Source organism: Veillonellales bacterium, from assembly GCA_039680175.1.
In the GTDB taxonomy this organism is placed as follows: Bacteria; Bacillota; Negativicutes; order JAAYSF01; family JAAYSF01; genus JBDKTO01.
Genome location: JBDKTO010000013.1, coordinates 25,176 through 43,838, shown reverse-complemented (window position 1 = coordinate 43,838; position 18,663 = coordinate 25,176). Strand labels below are relative to the sequence as shown.

Below are 18,663 nucleotides of genomic sequence, written 5' to 3'. Positions count from 1 at the left end.
CGCATCAACCTTTCGTTTTTGCTTCAATAACCGGCTTTAGCTGTCCCCATTTTGGTTGGAAAATCTCAGCCGGCATTTGCTTCAAATTTGGCGAAATCCTTGGTTTGAAATCCATCAATGCCAGCACATCCTTCTCCAAATCAATACCAGGGGCAACTTCGCTCAATGTCACTTGACCATCTTCCAGAATAAAAACAGCACGTTCCGTAACATACACGACTGCTTGGTTCGTTTTTGCGGCATATTTTCCGCTGAAAGTTACCTGTTCAACTTGGTCAATGAATTTTACGCTTTTTCCTTCCTGCTTGATCACTACTTTGCCGTCTTCGATGGCGACATCAAGGCCCTTGGCAGTAAAAGTGCCACAGAAGACTACCTTCTTAGAACCCTGGCTGACATTGATAAAGCCTCCGGGGCCCATAGCCCGGCCCTTAAATTTGCTGACGTTCACATTGCCGGCCTTATCGACTTGAGCAAGGCCTAAAAATGCCACATCAAGCCCGCCGCCATCATAAAAGTCAAACTGATTCGCGTGTCCAACAACGGCTTCACCGTTATAGGACTGACCAAAATGAGGCAAGCTCGCCGGCACTCCGCCGAAGCCTCCGACCTCGGTAGTAAAAGTCATCATATTTGAAACCCGTTCCTCCGCCCCGATGGAAGCAACATCGCTCGGTATACCTACCCCTAAATTTACAAGAGCATCCGGAACCAGTTCCATTGCAGCCCGCCGGGCAATCACCTTGCGTTCTGTCAACGGCAATTCGGGAATGCTGGACAGCGGAACTTTAATATCGCCGCAAAAAACCGGATTGAAATAAAGGCCTTCCGTCTGCCAGCAGCATCTTGGGTCTGTTGCCACGACAATGTGATCCACTAAGACGCCGGGAACCTTAACATCCCGCGGATGCAGTGAGCCTGCTTTAGCCAGATACTCAACCTGGGCAACCACTATGCCGCCGTTATTTTTAACGGCTTGAGCCATCTCCAGCATTTCCAGCATAACAGACTCTTTTTCGGTAGTAAGATTGCCATTTTCATCGCCGGTAGTTGCCCGCATAAATGCTATATCAATCGGTATGGTCTTGTAATAAAGCCACTCGTCGCCAGCGAATTCTACTACCTTAACAATATCCTCCGTTGTCTTGGCGTTCATTTTGCCGCCATCCAGACGCGGATCAACAAATGTGCCCATCCCCACCTTGGTAAGCAAGCCGGGCCTTTTTGCGGCTGTTTCCCGGTAAAGCTGAACAAGTACACCTTGCGGCAGACAATAACCTTCAATCTTGCTCTCAGATACCAGCTTTGACATCGTTGCCGACGATCCGATATGAGCACCGATCCATCGTTTGATTAAGCCCTCATAGCCGATTCGAACCGTACCGCGATCTTTCCAATCACCGGTGGCGGAAGCTTGCACATACGTTAGATTTCTCGGCGATCCGGTTGTAGTAAATCTTTTTTCGAGAGCTTCCGCGATTTCCTCGGCCCAGCCGGCAAGTCCAAAACCGGTAGTCGCCATTGTCATATTGTCTTTAATCAGCGCGGCAGCTTGGTCAGCGGTTATCACTTTTGACATACTTAATGCACTCCTTTTTATTTGAATTATTGTTACACTGCAATATATTGCATAATGCGTGCCAATAAATTATTAATTCGGAAAGTTCAATAATATCAACGGTTGCAACTACTTTGTGCCATATGTATCGTTGGCTTTATGTACCATTTTTTTCAATTTATATTGAAAGAAAAAACGTCAATATACCTTTTTAGGTACATTGACGTTGCTCCTTAGTAATAAAAGAGGAGGTGCCGTTACAATGCACTCCTCTTTTAATTCAGTAGTTTTTCATAGCGTTTTTTCATTTATTTCTTTCAATTTCCGGTACAGAACCGTACGGTAAATGCCTAGGCGTTCAGCCGCCTTTCCAATTTTCCCATCACATTCTTTTACTATGTACTCGATATATTTTCTTTCAACCGCTTTTAAAACTTCTCTTAGGGTTCCATTTAATCCCAACAGGTTAAAAATATTGCACTGGTTTCCATTTTCTTTTTCAATGGCATCAAGTGTCAATAAAGAGGCCTGACCCACTTGCAAACTGCTGATCACCTTTCGTTCGACAAAGCTTCTTAGCTCGCGCACGTTTCCCGGCCATTTATAACTCTGAAGGGCTTCAAAGGTCTCAGAACTAAATTCAACTTCCAACCCATACTTTTTATTAAAACTGTCTAAAAACTTTAATGCCAGCACCAGAACATCTTCCGGCCTCTCCCGCAGCGGTGGTATCGCTACAGGTATAACGTTAAGACGATAATACAAATCACTTCGAAACTGTCCCGCATCCACCATCTTTTTTAAGTCTTTATTCGTTGCTGTGATGAGTCTAAAATCCATCTTCCGATCGATATTGCTTCCGATTCGCCGAACTTCGCACGTTTCTAACACTCTAAGCAATTTTGCTTGCAGTGAAAAAGGAAGCTCGGCAATTTCATCCAAAAACAAGGTGCCATGATCGGCGGCTTCAAATAATCCCGCCTTTCCTTCCGTATTCGCCCCCGTAAAAGCCCCTCTTTCATATCCGAACAATTCCGATTCAACAAGCTGTTCCGGCAAATTGGCACAATTAACTGCAATAAAGGCCTCGCCCGATCGTTTACTATGCCGATGTATATATTTAGCTAAAATTTCTTTTCCCGTTCCCGATTCCCCAGTGAGTAAGACTGTACTGTCAACCTGCGCCACATTATGGGCCTTTAATAATACCTGCTTCATTTTCTTGCTTTCAGCCACAATCGTTTCGGTCTCTAGAACACAACTTCTTAAATACTCCATCTCTCGCCTGCGACAACTATTTTCTTCCTTTTCTTCAAGGCTAACATAAACTCCGTGCTTATGATAAGGTCTGGCGTGAGTTACAACCAAAATTACTTCTCCGGTATCATCGATTATTGGCGTACTGCTTGAATACTGAACAAAATTAAGCTTCGTTCTTAGCACTCCGCTCCGAACGCATTTCCTTTCTGCAGCCTCCAACGCATATGAATTACTATAGAAACCTTTCTTTACCAAATCTCCCATATTCGATTTTAGCAATCGATCTAATGACATATCGAGGGTCAAAGCCGTCGTTGAATTCGAGAGCAGTACATTGCCGTACTTATCCGTTACAAAGATCGCATCTGGCAGATTATCAAATATCTGCTTCAAGTTTTTTTGAGCAAGTTCATAACTTTGCTCCACCCTTTTTGCTGCTCTTTGCACGAAACCACCTCCTGCTTCCACAAGATATCCTTCTCGGGAAATCTGTACATTCCTTCCATATATATCATTAATTTACACAATGATTGGAATATTAATTTATATTATGGGATATCATCTCATGCCATGTACTAATATAAGCATATTGTATGCCAACATTTTCTAATTTTAAAAATCAAGTAAAACAGGCATTGCTACTACTTTGTTCCCTGATAACTTTTTCATTTATGTACCATTTTTATTCACTTATCCTTCGTAAAGCTGGTAGAACTGTACCATTTTGAGTACAAAATCAGCTCGGCTTACGTCATTCTTAGGAAAAGGCGCAGGGCTTACCCACTCCTTCAATGTATTACCCCCGTTAGTATACTCGTAAAGGACCGGCCGACAGTTTAACCATAACCGGATATCAGTCCTCCCCAAAACCGCGTCAGCGGTATTTTCTTTCTCACCGCCTCACGCTTTACGCTAAAACTACATATTATATCATGACTAAATTATAAAGCAGGTGATAAGGTGGACCGCCCTATAGATAAAACCAAATATACAGCCCCTGTCAATGAAACGGATAAGAAAAACTGCGAGCAATACCGTCGGGCTCAGGCGAATAACGGAGATTTCCTTAAGTGCTATACTTGCCCAAAGCACAATGAATGTCCTCTATGGAAAAAACAACATCCTTATGAATGCGATGAACATCACCACGAGTGTCCCCCCCAAAAACAGGATCCTTGTGAATGCGTCTGCGATGAGCATCACCACGAGTACGACGAATGCCCTACCTGCCCAAAGCACAACGATTGTCCTCTATGGAAAAAACAACATCCTTGTGAATGCGACGAACACCACCACGAGTGTCCCCCCAAAAAACAAGATCCTTGTGAATGCGTCTGCGATGAGCATCACCACGAATGGGATGAATGCAATACTTGTCCGAAGCATCAGGAGTGTCACGCCGCCAACCACCTCCACGATCGGGATATTCAACGCATCGCCGCTTGTGTTAAGCAATTGAAACTAACGGCGGAAGAAGTTGCAAAATGTCTGAGGGTATCTCCCGGTACCAGGCGTCAGCTCCAAACATTTACCTGCATTCTCCTGGACGACATCCGAAAAATCGAAAAACTGCTGACCGACAAGTGCTTTGGCCTGAAAGAAATTAAATGTGAAACCCGGGAAATCGAAAAACTGCTGACCGACAAGTGCTTTGGTCTGAAAGAAATTAAATGCGAAGTCCGATTTGTTGAGAATGAAGTCCAACAGATTAATACTGCTGTTAACAGTCCTATTTTTGGTCTCAACGAAATAAAAAACGAAATAAAGTTCATCGAAAATGAAATTGTTCTCATTAACAATACGATTAATAGCCCGCTAATTGGCCTGAATGAAATCAAAAACGAAGTTAGTTTTGTCGAAAATTCCGTAATCTTCATCAGGAATGAAGTTATTTTTATTAATAACATACTAAATCAAATTGCCGATGAAGCCGTTGACATCAACAATATTCTTAACAATCCGTTAATTGGTTTAAACGAAGTAAAGAACGAAATACGATTTGTCGAAAATGAAGTGATCCTTATTAACAACAGCGTCAACAGCCCGTCTTTCGGCCTCAATGAGATTAAGAACGAGGTTCGCTTCGTTGAAAACCAAGTGACCCTTATTAACAATACCGTTAACAACAGCACCTTCGGCTTACGCAATCTCTTCAACGAAGTCATTGCTATCAACAACAGCGTCAACAGCCCTACCTTCGGTCTCAATGAGATTAAGAACGAAGTTCGCTTCCTCGAAAATGCCGTCCTCCATACTACAGCGGATGTAACTTCCGGCCCGATATTCGTCGTACCAAATTCCGAAACTTTAACTATTAAAGTTCTGAACAATAATCGCACTCCTCAGACAGTACGGGTTAGGGCTTTCAGCCTGGATACCAGCCCGTTTACTGAAATATTTAATCAACCATTACCGATAAATGCGTTCAGTGCCAATGAGTTTAGAAACATTTCCCTCAGTGGATCCAGTGAATTTGAAATCTTGATCACTAACATGGTGGCTGGCCTCTATCCCGGTGCAATACAGGCGAATAACACTGGCGCTCAAATTGCTGGAACTGATGTTAAGAGCGTTGATTTTATCCCGAAATTCGGTTCTTTTACTCCATAACAAGATTAAGGCCCTACCGCAGGGCTGGGACTTTTTTCGCTCTAAAAAATACAATGGCTTCACCCACTTAACTATCATCGCGAGGCGCTAGCCGTGGGCGCTCTCAACGCTGGAGAAGACAATCTGCAATAGAAAGATTGCTTCGCTATCGCTCGCAATGACAGCTTTGAAAGATGAACAGCGATATAGCAAAGAATCCACCCGCAGTTGCGGGTGGATTCTTTCACATCTTTCCCTGATTCGGAATAGGATAATCCGATATCAGACCCGAGGTGAATAGCTGATGGAATCAACCACCGATGCAGAATCTTCCTGGCAGCAGCTGTTTCAGCAATACAATCTGGCTCAGCTGGTCGAGGCAGCCGCCGTCGGCGGCTGGCAGCCGGTATGGCAAAAATTCGAGGAACTATGTCAGAACCACCCCTTTCAAAGTGAAACGGAAAGGCACATTACCATCGATCTGTCTATGTGTTATTTTTTATCCCATGTGCCGCCTGAAAGCAGCCTCATTCTCTGGGAATTAATCGGCAAGTGGCGCACCTGGCGGAAACTGCCGGAACGCTATCCCGCCCTGCCCCAGGAAGAGCAGGCCGCTGCGGTTTGCGTCTGCCTGAGACTCAGGGAAAAACTGCGGGAACATTTGCTGCACCCGAACTGCCTTTCTCTATCTGAGCTGCCGGAAAACTACCAGCAGATCATGCTGGAATTATGGCCGCAGGTATTTTTAAACCTGTTTTCCCCGCTTCATATGCTGAACCGACAACCAGCCTCCCTCCCCTTCCAGCCTGCCGGCTGGAAGAAGTTCGGCTACCCCGGCCTTCTTGTTGCCAGCATGTATTACCCGGCAGATGCAGATGATTTTAATATCGACAGTATGGAGCTTTTCGCGTCAAACCTGCCCTTTTTATGCAAAACTATTCTGCTGCGCTGGATGATATATATTCCTTATTTCAGCGGCACCATGAAACACCGCGACCGCTTGGTGCGTTACGTTCCGGAAATCTGCCGGGCCATAACAAGCCATCCGGAGATTGTATCTCAAGCTTATTTTGTCACGTTAGTCCAGGAGGTCATGACTGGTTTCTGGCGGGCCTCCTATATCGGCGGCAATAATCTGACCGCATTGTCCGCCTTCGGCGATACCATTTCAACAACCATCCACCGTTTTTGCCCCCAGCTGCCGAAGATGGTGTCCCGCACTATTCATCCCGGCGAAAAAATAAGAGTCGGCTACATCTCCCGGAACTTTTTCCGCCAGGCCGTCAGTTACTACATGATCAACCGCATTCTTTATCACGACCGCAGCCGTTTTGAAGTATTCGTCTATGCCCTGGGTGAATACAAAGATGAATTTACCGACATGTATGCAAAAAACAGCGAGCACTTTGAACAGTTCACGAATCTGCAAAATTTTTCGGCCATTATCAACAGCGTTATCAACAGCAAGCTGGATATTCTCATTTTTACCGACATCGGTATGGATGTTGTAACTTATATACTGGCCGGACTGAAAATGGCACCGATCCAATGTGCCATGGTCGGCCATGGCACGACTACCGGACTGCCGACAATCGATTACTATATCAGCGGGGACTTCGAACACCCCGACGCCCAGTCCCAGTATCGGGAAAAATTGATTCGGCTGCCGAATCTGGGTGCCGCCCAATATTTGCCCGACAGTCCCGCCGCCGCTACCTCCCGGGTGGAATTAGGCATTCCCGACGATGCGGTCCTCTTTATCTCCTGCGCCAACGGCATTAAGCAGCGCCCGGAGCGGGATGAGGTTTATGTGGAAATTCTTAAACAGGCGCCCAATGCCTGGATATTGCTGAAACCATACACTACCAGGGACGGCATTGATGCCAAAATGGCCAAACGGCTGCGAACCCTGGCTGACGAAGCAGGTGTAGGCAAACGGCTGTTAATCCTACCCGCGTTGGGGAACTACCGCAATGTGCTGGGACTGCTGTCGATAGCCGATGTTCAGTTGGATACGTATCCTTACGGCGGCTGGACCACTAATCTGGAAGCCCTGTTTCTGGGGCTGCCGGTTGTCACCCAGGAAGGGGAACTGTCGCGAAGCCGCTGGGGCGCCGGTATGCTGCGAGCCCTGGGTATCAGCGAAGGAATCGGCGCCAATGAGGAAGAGTATATCGCCTGGGCTGTCCGTCTCGCCGGAGACAGCCAGCTTCGCTGGCGGGTTTCCCAAAAAATCAAGAAAAAGGCGATGGACACTTTGTTCAACGGACCGGCGGCCCAGCCTTCTTTTGAAAATACCCTGTTCCAACTGCTGTCCGCGGAAAGTCCGCCAAGCATTTCTCACCCACAGCTTCCGCCAGCCGATTCCGGCAAAAAAATACGGCTCAAAAAACTGGGCCGCGTGGAGATTCTGCTGCCGAACCGGATATATGTAGCCACCTCTATTGCGCCCCGCAATCAAGCACTGCAGCAGGCTGCACTGTCTACCTGGCTTGCCGCAGGCTTTCAAGTCATCTCCCTCAATCCGCAGGAAGAAATCGAACAATTGCAGTCCGCTTTCCCGGATGTAGAATTTCGCGTAGCAGCCCGGGATGCCCGCCGCCAGTTTCAGCATCCCTATATCTATTTCGATGATCTTCTCGCTTGTTTAGCCCGCACTCAGACAAAAATCAGCGGCATTATTAATTCGGACATTTATCTCCTTGAGCCCAAGCTGTTGGATTTTATCGCTGTTCAGTCAGATAAAACCGTTCTCTTCACATCACGGATTGACGTACCCACCCCTGAATCCCGGGAAGGGAAATGGTATCCTCTCGGCTTTGACTGCTTTTTCTTCAGTCAGGATCTGCTGCAATCTTTTCCCCAGGAAGCCTTTTGTCTTGGCCTTCCCTGGTGGGACTACTGGGCTGCCCTGATGCCGCTAAAGAGACGCTGGCCGGTAAAGCGGCTGATTACTCCCGCTGCTGTTCATGTTTCCCACCAAACGGCCTGGACGAAAGAGAGTTGGCTTACGCTGGGGACGGTGCTGGCGAATTATGTGCCTTGTCCCTTTGCTCTGACGAACGATACGATGCTGAAATATCTGCATACTCTGGCTCAAAAGATTAATAACGACGCCAGTGATATCTGGTTTTAAGCCTGCCGGCGGAGGATTTATATGAGTGATATTATTGTGGAAAATGTAAATAAGACCGGATATTTTAAAAATTGTTTGCTGAAGTATATCACCGGTCCTTTCCGGCAGCCGGTTCCAAGCCGTCCCTGGCATCAAAACCTCTGGCAGGTTTCTGCTCTTGCCGGTCTAATCGGCGAATGGGGTTATAACGTGGACGTCATCGACTGGTTTGCAGCCCGGATTGACTTTACTAAGGAATATGATTTGGTCGTCGATATCTCCCCGCACAACCGGCAGATATATGAATCCCGCCTCCGGCCGGACTGCCGTGAGCTTCTGTATGCCACCGGCTCTTCCCCTCAGTGGCAGTACCGGCAGGAAAAACTCCGTCAGGCTGCCCTCTTTGAGCGGTGCGGTGTGAAACTAAAAACACAGACAAAACAGGAATACGAGTACCCTCATCCCAACGACTTCGATCACCTGCTGCTGATGGGCAATCAGCATACCCTGGAAACCTTTGAAAATGTAGAAAAAACAAAAGTATCCTTGCTTAAAAACAATGGCTGTATCATTGTACCCGATCTCGATTTTTCCTTAAAATCGCCCCGCAATTTTTTATTTCTGGCCAGTCAGCCCCAAGTTTTAAAAGGGCTGGATCTTTTGCTGGAGGTTTTTCCCTGCAGCCCCCAGACCACTTTGTATGTGTGCAGCTTGTTTGAGCGTGAGCCGGACTTTTGCACCTTATACCGGCAGGAGTTATTTCACTGCCACAACATTAAGCCCATTGGTTTTTTAGACACCTCGGGACCGATCTTCAGGGAAATAGTCCGGCACTGCAGTTACATGATTCTACCTTCCTGTTCGGAGGGAATTTCCGGCAGCGCGCTGACCGCCATGTCCTTCGGTCTCATTCCCTTACTGAGCAAAGAATGCGGCATCAATGAGGACGAGGGGCAATTTCTCGAGAACTGCAGTATCGACTGTATTGCGGAAACCGTTGACCGATTCTCCCGGATGCCTGCTGACTGGATACGCAAACAAAGCATCCGTTCACTGGAAGTAATCCGTGAGCGTTACAGCCCCGGTGCCTACATTGAATCGGTACGCAAGGGGCTGCAGCAAGCTCTGGGAAAGCCTCCTGAAACTTATGGCTACGAAATAGCCCGAAAGAAGGAAACTTGGATGATTGCAGATACCCGCATCGGAATTCAGCTGACCGGCGGCAAGCATTGGTATGGCGGCGTTTCCCATATAAGAGCCCTTGTCCAGTGTTTATGTACCCTGCCAAAAGAAGACCGGCCTCAACTCTACCTGGTGGTTACCGACAAAACCCAGTCTGATTTTGAATTTTACCAGCCCTTTGCCCACCTGTTTGACGGAATTATGTTTGTCGGACCGAACCCGGAATTACTGAATAAAAAGTTGGGATCCCCTTCTATTCACTGTCAGTCCTGGGAGGAAGTTTTTTCCCTGGTTGATTTCTATTTTCCTGTCAACAGCGACACTTTAGTGACAGCTAAAGCCATGTCCTGGATTCCTGATTTTCAGCACCGGTATTTACCGGAGTTTTTCTCCAATTACGAATATCAGTTCCGGGAATCCCAATTCAAAAAAATAGCCGAGCAATCGCGGCTGATCATGTTCAGCACCCAGGCCGCCGCTGCAGATTTCCGGAAATTTTATCCCCAATCCACCGCCGAAGCAGTCGTGTTTACGCCGGTATCTTACCCCGATGAAAACTGGTACCTTCCAGACCCGAACCAGGTACGGGGGAAATATAGCCTGCCGGAACGGTTTATTTTATGCTCCAACCAATTCTGGCTGCATAAAAATCATTTGACCTTATTTCGTGCCATCCAGCTTTTAAAACAGCGGGGACAAAACATTCCGCTCGTTTGCACCGGCCCGACGGAAGATTACCGGGCTCCCGCCTATTTCGGTGAACTGCAGTCGGCAATTGCCGATTTAAAGATCAGCGATCAAGTTACGATCCTGGGAATGATTCCCCGGGAAGATCAAATTCAGCTCATCCGCCAGTGCCTGTTCGTTGTTCAGCCTTCCCTGTTCGAGGGCTTGGGCCAGATTGTGCTGGAATGCCGGAGTCTCGGCAAACCCATTATCGTAAGTGACATTGACGCTCATTTGGAACATCAATATGGAACCGTTTTCCAAAAAAGCAGTCCCGAAGATCTGGCGAAAAAGATTTCGGCCCTGCTGCCAGCTTGTCATCCCGGCGGCAATGACGCGGCGGAGCAGCAGGCAAAGCAGGAAGCGCAGACCGCAGCTCTAAAACTTGCCGGACAACTCTGCTCTTTTTTCCTGCAGCAAATTGATGGTCGCTCCCGCTCGGTTCCGCAAACAGCAGTTGCAGCCATCCCGCTTGTTACCACACTGTCGCCTGACAATATCGCCAACCAGCAGATCGCCATTAAAAGCTGGCAGCAAGCCGGATTCCGTGTTATTGCCCTAAACTCCCGGGAAGATATTGCTGCTCTCCGGCCTCACTTTCCGAACGTAGACTTTGTCACTGCCTTCCGGGATGCGAGAGAACGCTACGGGCAGCGTTATATCTATTTTCGCGATCTGCTCCATTGCTGCCAGGAGCAGTCAGCGGATATCGGCGGAATTATAAAATCGGATCTGATTCTTCGGAACAACCATCTTGCCACTTTACTGCAAAAAGAAGCGGCCGGTTCGATTATATTCGGCTCCCGCTATGATATTTCCGCCCCGGACTCAACTGAAAGCACCGTTCATAGCGGCGCGTTTGATTATTTATTCTTTGATAAACATGTCCTCCCGGATTACCCGATGGAAAGCTTTTGTCTCGGCCTGCCCTGGTGGGACTATTGGGCGCTGCTGCTGGCCATCGCCAACGATGTACCGGCTAAATTGCTGTCGTCCCCGCTTGCCTGTCATGTAGGTCATACACCCCGGCCTAATCAGGAAACGTGGCAGACGCTGGGACTTGTTCTATCCCGTTATGCGGAAACGGACTATGCCGTCACGCCGGAAACCATGGCCCAGTATCAGCAGCTGCTGTTTCATACCATTCGGGATAATGCGACAGAGATTCGTTTTTAGCGCATGGCGCATGGCGCATGGCGCATGGCGCATGGCTCATGGCTCATGGCGCATGGCACTTGGCACTTGGCACTTAGCACTTAGAAGATAAATGACGGGGAGGCCTTAGTCGGGTGTTTGCCATAAGCGGAGGTTAAGCTGTGGCGGCGGAGCGTTGGCAAACACCCGGTTAAGGGCGGTGTCACTTTCGACTTATATGGATTTTTTTAGCGCATGGCGCATGACACTTGGCGCACAGCCACGATCCTAAACATACAGGAGGTATCTGCCTAAGATGAAAACGGCTCTGATCACCGGAATTACCGGTCAGGACGGTGCATATCTTGCCGATTTACTACTGAAAAAAGGCTACCGGGTTCACGGACTAAAGCGCTATGCTTCCACCGACAACACCGAACGCATCGCTCACTTGCGGCCTGCCGCTCCGGGCGAAGATGGACTGCTCCTGCACGACGGCGATCTCACCGATTCAGCGAATATTACCCGGATTGTAGCGGAGGTAGAACCGGATGAGATCTATAATTTAGGGGCGCAAAGCCATGTCAAAGTATCCTTTGCAACGCCGGAATACACAGCCAATACAAATGCAATAGGCACACTACGTTTGCTGGAAGCAATCCGAATGCTTGGACTCACGAAAAAAACAAGATTTTATCAAGCTTCGACCAGCGAATTATTCGGCGATTCTCAAATGGTTCCCCAATGCGAAACAACCCCCTTTTACCCACGAAGTCCCTACGCAGTCGCCAAACTGTTCGCCTACTGGATTACGATTAACTACCGGGAAGCCTATCAGATCTTTGCCTGTAATGGAATCCTGTTCAACCACGAATCTCCCCTGCGGGGCGAAACTTTCGTGACCAGAAAAATTACGCAGGGCGTTGTCAGGATTACCCTTGGACTGCAGAAAACGCTCTACTTGGGAAATTTAGATGCCAAGCGGGACTGGGGCTATGCCGGTGACTATGTTCAGGCCATATGGCTTTTACTGCAGCAGGATGAACCAACTGATTGTGTCATTGGCACCGGTGAATGCCATACCGTCCGGGAATTTGCTACTTTGGCTTTTGAAAATGTGGGCATTAATATCAAGTGGATCGGCAGCGGACTGGAGGAAACGGGCGTCAATGCAGCTACCGGGGAAGTGCTGGTTCGAGTTGATTCCCGCTTATTTCGGCCAACCGAAGTCAGCCTGCTGCTGGCGGATTGCAGCAAAGCCACCCGGAAAATTGGCTGGCGGCCGACTGTTTCCTTCGCTGAACTGGTGAGTCTCATGGTGGAAGAAGATTTTAAACAGGCGAAAGCGGTTCTTGTCGGGAGGATAAGCACATGAGCGACTTTTTTGCGAAGCGCCGGATTGCCGTTACCGGCGGCGCCGGGTTCCTGGGTACCTATGTCGTAAAACAGCTGGCTGAGCGCGGTGCCGCCAATATTTTCGTCCCCCGCAGCCAAAATTACGATTTGACCCAGGCTCATCAAGTCCGCCAAATGTACGAAGACTGCCAGCCGGATATAGTGATTCACTTGGCTGCCGTCGTTGGCGGGATAGGAGCAAATCAAAAAAATCCCGGCAAATATTTCTATGATAACCTGGTAATGGGAGCCCAGCTTATTGAATATGCCCGCCGTTATGCCGTAGAAAAGTTCGTGGCTATTGGAACGGTGTGCTCTTATCCCAAGTACTGCCCGGTTCCCTTTCATGAAACCGATATCTGGAACGGATATCCGGAGGAAACAAATGCTCCCTACGGTCTGGCAAAAAAAATGATGCTGGTGCAAAGCCAAGCCTACCGGCAGCAATACGGTTTTAACTCCATTTTTCTATTGCCTGCCAATCTGTATGGCCCAGGCGATAATTTCAATCTGGACTCTTCTCATGTTATACCGGCACTTATCAAAAAATGCTGCGCTGCCATCGACCGGCGGCAAGATAGGATTACCCTGTGGGGCGACGGCAGCGCATCCCGGGAATTCCTTTTTGCCGGCGATGCTGCCGAAGGAATCCTCCTTGCCGCCGAACATTATAACGACAGCGCGCCGGTAAATCTGGGAACCGGCCGCGAAGTTCCTATAAAAGAATTAGCCGCGTTGATCAGCCATGCTACCGGCTTTACTGGTAAAATATGCTGGGATACCGCTAAACCAAACGGCCAGCCCCGCCGGGCTCTTGACACAACCCGGGCGGCAGAGAAATTCGGCTTCACCCCTAAGACCAGTTTACATCAGGGGCTGGCTTTGACTGTTGATTGGTACAACAAAAACCTGCGCAGCATAACCAAATAAAAGATCGCTGTCAAAGTCTACGAAATGCATCCGGGATAAGTAACACTATTGCCGCCTTCTACATACGTTATAGTAAGCCACAAATAATCTATCTTATCTCAATAAGGAGGTATATATTCATATGGGTATTTTTAAAGAACTGCGCAATGAAGCCCTGATTAGAGAACTGCAGCGCGAGCTCAATACGGATGTATTATTATTTGGCGTCGACGGGTTTATCTATTTCGGCCGTTTGCAAAGAATCGAAGACTGCCGTATCGCAGCTCTTGGCCCGGCCGTCACGGCAGAAACAACCGATGTGGAAATTCTTACTCCGGGGGGAGAACTGAGAACGACTGAATTTCTCCGGGTCGATCTTTGGACTATCGTCGGCAAAGGCACTGCCATCAGCAGTGATCCAATTGACCCGCCAGGACCGCCGTTCCCGCCTCCAAATAGAATTCAACCCCCTCCCGGACGTCAGGAAAGCCACTTGTTAATCTGCCAGCTGAAACGGATGCTGGGAGACCTGGTAACCATAACCACCCTTGGCGGCTTTTTGTTTGAAGGAATCCTCGGCGTTATTGACGATGAGCTGGCGATATTGACAGTTGAGGATATATTCGGACCAGGCACCAGCACTTCCATTTCCGACGATGATATCAGTACGGTAGTCGTCAACCTGGAAGCAATCACTTCCGTAGCTTCATCCACGACCACCCCCAGTTAACTCAGGCTGATAGTTCCTGTGTTTTCCCCGCGTCTTATTCACAAGCAGGCAGTGCGAAAGGCCCGTGTAAGTATTCCTTACCGGGTCTTTTTAGTCCTGGCAGTTGAAGGAGAGGATAGCATGCTCACGGCTGTAGAATATTTGAAAAATGTAGGGGTGGGAGTGACAACGCCCCAGTTCTTCCGCGGAAATGACGGAAATGTTTATGTCGTTAAAATGCAGCACAACCGCTTAGGCACTAAAGTATTGGCCAGCGAGCTCCTGGCAGCAAAGATCGGCGAGCTGCTGGGCTTATGCTTTCCCCCGGGCGGCATTATTCAAATTACGGAAGACCTCCTGCAAAAAAATTCCTGCCTGCCGGAAGCAGGGGCAAAACCGGGAATTCACTTTGCCAGTAAATATTTGAATAATTGCCGTTATGTAGAAAAGCATAATCTAAATCAGGTTATCAATATCAGCGACATGGCCGGCATCATTTTATTTGACCATATGTTTCATAATAAGGATCGCACCTATAACCGGAAAAACCTCCTGCTGCGCCAAGAACCCGCCGGATATAAACTATATGCCATTGATAACTCCCATTTGTTCCGCTCCGGCAATTGGACAATTGAATCTCTTGCCAGGCTGCGCAGCAGTTGCAACGTCTACTATGGTTATTTCTTTAGTTTATTGCTCAAAAAATATCTGACTCCGCTGGATTTTCGTCCCTATCGGGAAAAAGTATCCCGGCTCAGGGATGAGCAAATCGAAGGCCTGGTAGGGGAAATTCCGGAGGAATGGCTGTCCAATGAAGCGGAGCGGCAGGCCTTGACGAATTATATTAAAATACGGCGAGACATGGTGGAAAAAATTCGGGAAGAATTGTGTAACCGGATTCCCCGCAGCCGCGGCGGCCACAAATGGCTGCGCGGCAGAGTATTTTCCCTGAAAGCAGAAACAAAGAAATAGGGTTTTTGAAAAACAATTGTTTTTTTGCAGGAAAATGTAAACACCGCTGCTAATATATATAATAGAACAATTAATTTTGGGATGGGGGAAAATAGCGAATGGGGCTTATTAAGGTAATGATCGTCGACGACTCTCCCTTTTCTCGCACACTTCTCGCTGAAACATTACAGGAAAATGGCTGCGAAGTTGTCGGGGAAGCCGAATCTCTGGAAACGATGCTGGAAACATACCCGAACTGTAAACCTGATATTGTAACTATGGATATCGCAATGCCCGGCGCTGATGGTTTTGAGTGCAGTAAGGCCCTGCTTCTGCACGATCCGGCAGCGAAAATCGTATTGGTTAGTTCCATGAAAGATGAAGAAACGGAAACAGAAGCAAAACGAATTGGGATTGTCGGTTATATACAAAAACCGGTGGATGCCGATGTCCTCAGGCGGATATTGACTAATGTTCTCGCTCCGGATTCCTTATTTGAGAGCTTAACTACGTTTGGCATCGCTGCTTTTAAAGAAGCCCTAGCGCAAAATGTAACCCGCATGACCAAAGCGACTGCCTCTTTTGTTGATGAATCACCCCAGGAGACCCGGTTCACTTCTCAGGGAATTGCCGTGGTAATCGGGATTATTGGACGCTACTCAGGATCAATGATTTTGGATCTTTCGGTGGATACTGCCAAAAAAATGGCTCAGGTCATTCTCCGGCGGGAGGCAAAAAATTTAGATGAAGTACTGGCTCTGGGAGCTGAATTTGCCAATATAGTCGCCGGAGTGGCCTGTTCCATGCTGAACAAAAAAGAAAAGGCCCTGGGTCTCAGGGTGGCACCGCCCAACGTATTTTACGGTGCACCAACAGAAGTGGTCAGCCCGACTTTGCAAATTCAAAGTATCCATGGGGCTACAAACTTTGGACCCATCTATCTGGGAATCGGATTCCAGAAGGAGTCGGTACTATGGATGTAAAAATGATCAATCCCATATTGGATGCCTTCGCCAATATTATTCCCCAGCTGGGATTTGCCAAAATTGAGAGAAAAGGGCTGTCCTTATCCGGCAACACACTGCTGAATAAAGGCGTATTAATTAACATCAGCGTTGTCGGCCCGTTGAAGGGGTCCATCTTAATCGGCATGAGCCTCGACGGGGCAAAAAAAGTTGCCGGAAAAATGATGGGCGGCATGGAAATTACCGAATTTAACAGTTTGGCCCAAAGTGCCATTTCCGAGCTGGGAAATATGGTGTGTGCTAATGCCTGTACCTTTTTCAGTCAGGCGGAGATTAGCGGACTTGATATTTCACCACCGACTATACTGATTGGCAAAGACGGACAAGTACTGCTTGCCGTAGCGAAAGTGGTCGTAGTCACCTTTGCCGTTGACGATATCGATATGGATGTCTATATCGGGTTAATGCAGTAATGATCTTCCCGCCATTGCCTTCGCCGCAGCTTCATGAAAAGTTGTTTATTACGTTGTATTGAGGGAATCATTCAAGAGGGGCGGTTGCACTAGTATTTTAAATTTTAAAATGCCGGTGCAACCGCTTCTTCGTATATAGGGGCTAACGCTCCGACCGCTGCTATACTTTTATCCAAACTTTTCCTCTTAACAGTAATTATAGACTGCGCCCATGCCAGGGCGCACCATTAAAAAGAAGAACAAGCGACAACATCGGCTTGTTCTTCTTTTTAATTTCGCAGTATATCTTTTGCTGCTTACAAAATAACAATGAATCACCCACAAAACGTTAGTGCCAAAAGTATGCAAAGAGGATTCCCTCGGCTAAAAAAAGAGCACAAAACCCCGCATTCCATTTTACTGCCACTTCCATAGGTTTGACCTCTAGAAACTTAGCCGTCATTAGCACCATCCCAGCAAAAGGGGAAACGACAAAAGATACGGCACTAGCAAGGACTAGCAGCAAGGCGATGGATACCAGCGGCAAAGGTAATGACAAACCTGTTAGTATCTTGCCAAAAATAACAGCCAGAATCAGGGGATGTATGCCCGCCATCGCTAAAAATATAAACAGAAGCGGCACTGCGATAATGGAAAAAGAACCAAGTTGATTAACTCCCTGCTGCAAAATCGGCTGAATTTGCATAAGAATTCCACTTTTATCAACAGCTCCGGCGAATAACCCCATAGAAATGAAGAACACGGAGAGATCAGCCGCCTTCATTACACCATCGCGCCAATACTGCTCTAGCGTACTCCCCATTTTTGCGTGTCGACGATAATAAAATAACCAAAGTCCGGCGACAATCAATCCTGCCAGTAAAATTTTTCCGGTCCCGAACCCGATGGAAAAGGCATCAAACAAGGCTACCAGCAACAAAAGTCCAACAACAACTAGTAGAATGTGCACGGCCTGGGTATGGGCCAACGACTTAGCCTCCGGCCTGTCCTCCGGTCGTCCCGCTGCTGCCGGAATGATTTTATTTAACCGAGTCACATGCTCAAACCCGTAGGCCGTTGCTAACCCGATCAAGCTTAGCAAAAAACCGGGAACAACCAGGTCAAACCAGGAAACCTGAGTCACCTGCAAGACAAGCAGCATGATAATCGCTCCCGGCGCCCAAAACAAGACCAGCGCGTATCCCCGCACAATTGCCGTAGCTAAAAACCGTTTATGATCGGCAATATTATTCTTTAGCGCTTTGCTGAACAAGGATACCATAACCGGAACGGTCCCGAACAGCAGAAAGCTGGAAAAAGCATGGGTCACCAGCATAGCAAATAAATACAGAGAACTTTCCTTTTTAAAGGATTTCTTCAACCAATATTCAACGCTGCCCGCATATCCGCCGAGTTCGATGGGAAGAGTGAAAAATTGCATTACAACAATGATGGAAATCACATTGGTCATGGAAACAAAGGACTCCATCCATACCTCCGGCGCAAGCCGGTAATAACCCAGAATCCCGCTGCCTGCCAATAAAAAGAACAAGGTAATTTTTCTGAATCCCCTTTCCTGCAGGCAAATCCCGGAACAAAAGAGGAGAGCCGTCAGCAAAAAGAGCAGTAGCGGCACTTTTACCGGCATAAAAATCGTGAGTACGTGATACAAAGCTACAAAAATAATAGCGAACCTACATATACTTTTCATAAATAAT

12 protein-coding genes are annotated in these 18,663 nt (G+C 47.7%); 9 read left to right on the top strand and 3 right to left on the bottom strand.

All coding sequences use genetic code 11. The features are described 5' to 3' along the window. Nucleotides 1-4 precede the first annotated feature (4 nt). Both ABFC84_02245 and ABFC84_02240 read right to left on the bottom strand, forming a co-directional pair. Nucleotides 5-1,579, bottom strand: a complete 1,575-nt coding sequence (locus ABFC84_02245; GenBank protein ID MEN6411567.1) for an acyl CoA:acetate/3-ketoacid CoA transferase — start codon at nt 1,577-1,579, stop codon at nt 5-7. A 270-nt stretch (nt 1,580-1,849) separates the two neighbouring features. Next, a complete protein-coding gene (locus tag ABFC84_02240) occupies nt 1,850-3,265 on the bottom strand; it encodes a sigma 54-interacting transcriptional regulator (GenBank protein MEN6411566.1) in 1,416 nt (471 codons plus the stop codon). Between the two features lie 513 nt (nt 3,266-3,778). Here ABFC84_02240 and ABFC84_02235 point away from each other — a divergent pair. The 9 genes from ABFC84_02235 to ABFC84_02195 all read left to right on the top strand — a co-directional run bounded on the left by ABFC84_02235 (nt 3,779) and on the right by ABFC84_02195 (nt 16,966). Beyond that, on the top strand, nt 3,779-5,428 hold the full coding sequence (locus ABFC84_02235; protein ID MEN6411565.1) for a hypothetical protein: 1,650 nt from the start codon (nt 3,779-3,781) through the stop codon (nt 5,426-5,428). A 283-nt stretch (nt 5,429-5,711) separates the two neighbouring features. Beyond that, nucleotides 5,712-8,543, top strand: coding sequence for a hypothetical protein (locus ABFC84_02230; protein MEN6411564.1), 2,832 nt, complete (start codon nt 5,712-5,714; stop codon nt 8,541-8,543). A gap of 21 nt (nt 8,544-8,564) precedes the next feature. Then, complete coding sequence (locus tag ABFC84_02225; GenBank protein MEN6411563.1) at nt 8,565-11,606, top strand: glycosyltransferase; 3,042 nt, start codon at nt 8,565-8,567, stop codon at nt 11,604-11,606. A 274-nt stretch (nt 11,607-11,880) separates the two neighbouring features. After that, nucleotides 11,881-12,939 (top strand): GDP-mannose 4,6-dehydratase, encoded by a 1,059-nt coding sequence (gene gmd / locus ABFC84_02220; GenBank protein ID MEN6411562.1) that lies wholly within the window; start codon nt 11,881-11,883, stop codon nt 12,937-12,939. Further along, the gene (locus ABFC84_02215; GenBank protein MEN6411561.1) at nt 12,936-13,889 is read left to right on the top strand and encodes a GDP-L-fucose synthase; all 954 of its coding nucleotides are present in this window, start codon (nt 12,936-12,938) and stop codon (nt 13,887-13,889) included. The genes gmd and ABFC84_02215 overlap by 4 nt, the downstream gene beginning before the upstream one ends. Nucleotides 13,890-14,010: 121 nt before the next feature. Further along, nucleotides 14,011-14,598: a hypothetical protein gene (locus ABFC84_02210; protein MEN6411560.1), complete on the top strand. Its 588-nt coding sequence runs from the start codon at nt 14,011-14,013 to the stop codon at nt 14,596-14,598. A 51-nt stretch (nt 14,599-14,649) separates the two neighbouring features. After that, complete coding sequence (locus tag ABFC84_02205) at nt 14,650-15,549, top strand: HipA family kinase (protein ID MEN6411559.1); 900 nt, start codon at nt 14,650-14,652, stop codon at nt 15,547-15,549. Nucleotides 15,550-15,647: 98 nt separating this feature from the next. Further along, nucleotides 15,648-16,511 (top strand): response regulator, encoded by an 864-nt coding sequence (locus ABFC84_02200; GenBank protein ID MEN6411558.1) that lies wholly within the window; start codon nt 15,648-15,650, stop codon nt 16,509-16,511. Then, a complete protein-coding gene (locus ABFC84_02195) occupies nt 16,502-16,966 on the top strand; it encodes a chemotaxis protein CheX (protein MEN6411557.1) in 465 nt (154 codons plus the stop codon). The genes ABFC84_02200 and ABFC84_02195 overlap by 10 nt, the downstream gene beginning before the upstream one ends. Before the next feature lie 328 nt (nt 16,967-17,294). Here ABFC84_02195 and ABFC84_02190 read toward each other — a convergent pair whose 3' ends face one another. Next, the gene (locus tag ABFC84_02190) at nt 17,295-18,656 is read right to left on the bottom strand and encodes a hypothetical protein (GenBank protein ID MEN6411556.1); all 1,362 of its coding nucleotides are present in this window, start codon (nt 18,654-18,656) and stop codon (nt 17,295-17,297) included. Nucleotides 18,657-18,663 lie beyond the last annotated feature (7 nt).

Excerpts from the sequence above, each read along its gene's own strand:
- ABFC84_02245 (MEN6411567.1), bottom strand. The coding sequence starts at position 1,579 with ATGTCAAAAGTGATAACCGCTGACCAAGCTGCCGCGCTGATTAAAGAC.
- ABFC84_02210 (MEN6411560.1), top strand. The coding sequence starts at position 14,011 with ATGGGTATTTTTAAAGAACTGCGCAATGAAGCCCTGATTAGAGAACTG.
- ABFC84_02200 (MEN6411558.1), top strand. The coding sequence starts at position 15,648 with ATGGGGCTTATTAAGGTAATGATCGTCGACGACTCTCCCTTTTCTCGC.
- gmd (MEN6411562.1), top strand. The coding sequence starts at position 11,881 with ATGAAAACGGCTCTGATCACCGGAATTACCGGTCAGGACGGTGCATAT.
- ABFC84_02230 (MEN6411564.1), top strand. The coding sequence starts at position 5,712 with ATGGAATCAACCACCGATGCAGAATCTTCCTGGCAGCAGCTGTTTCAG.
- ABFC84_02215 (MEN6411561.1), top strand. The coding sequence starts at position 12,936 with ATGAGCGACTTTTTTGCGAAGCGCCGGATTGCCGTTACCGGCGGCGCC.
- ABFC84_02225 (MEN6411563.1), top strand. The coding sequence starts at position 8,565 with ATGAGTGATATTATTGTGGAAAATGTAAATAAGACCGGATATTTTAAA.
- ABFC84_02190 (MEN6411556.1), bottom strand. The coding sequence starts at position 18,656 with ATGAAAAGTATATGTAGGTTCGCTATTATTTTTGTAGCTTTGTATCAC.
- ABFC84_02195 (MEN6411557.1), top strand. The coding sequence starts at position 16,502 with ATGGATGTAAAAATGATCAATCCCATATTGGATGCCTTCGCCAATATT.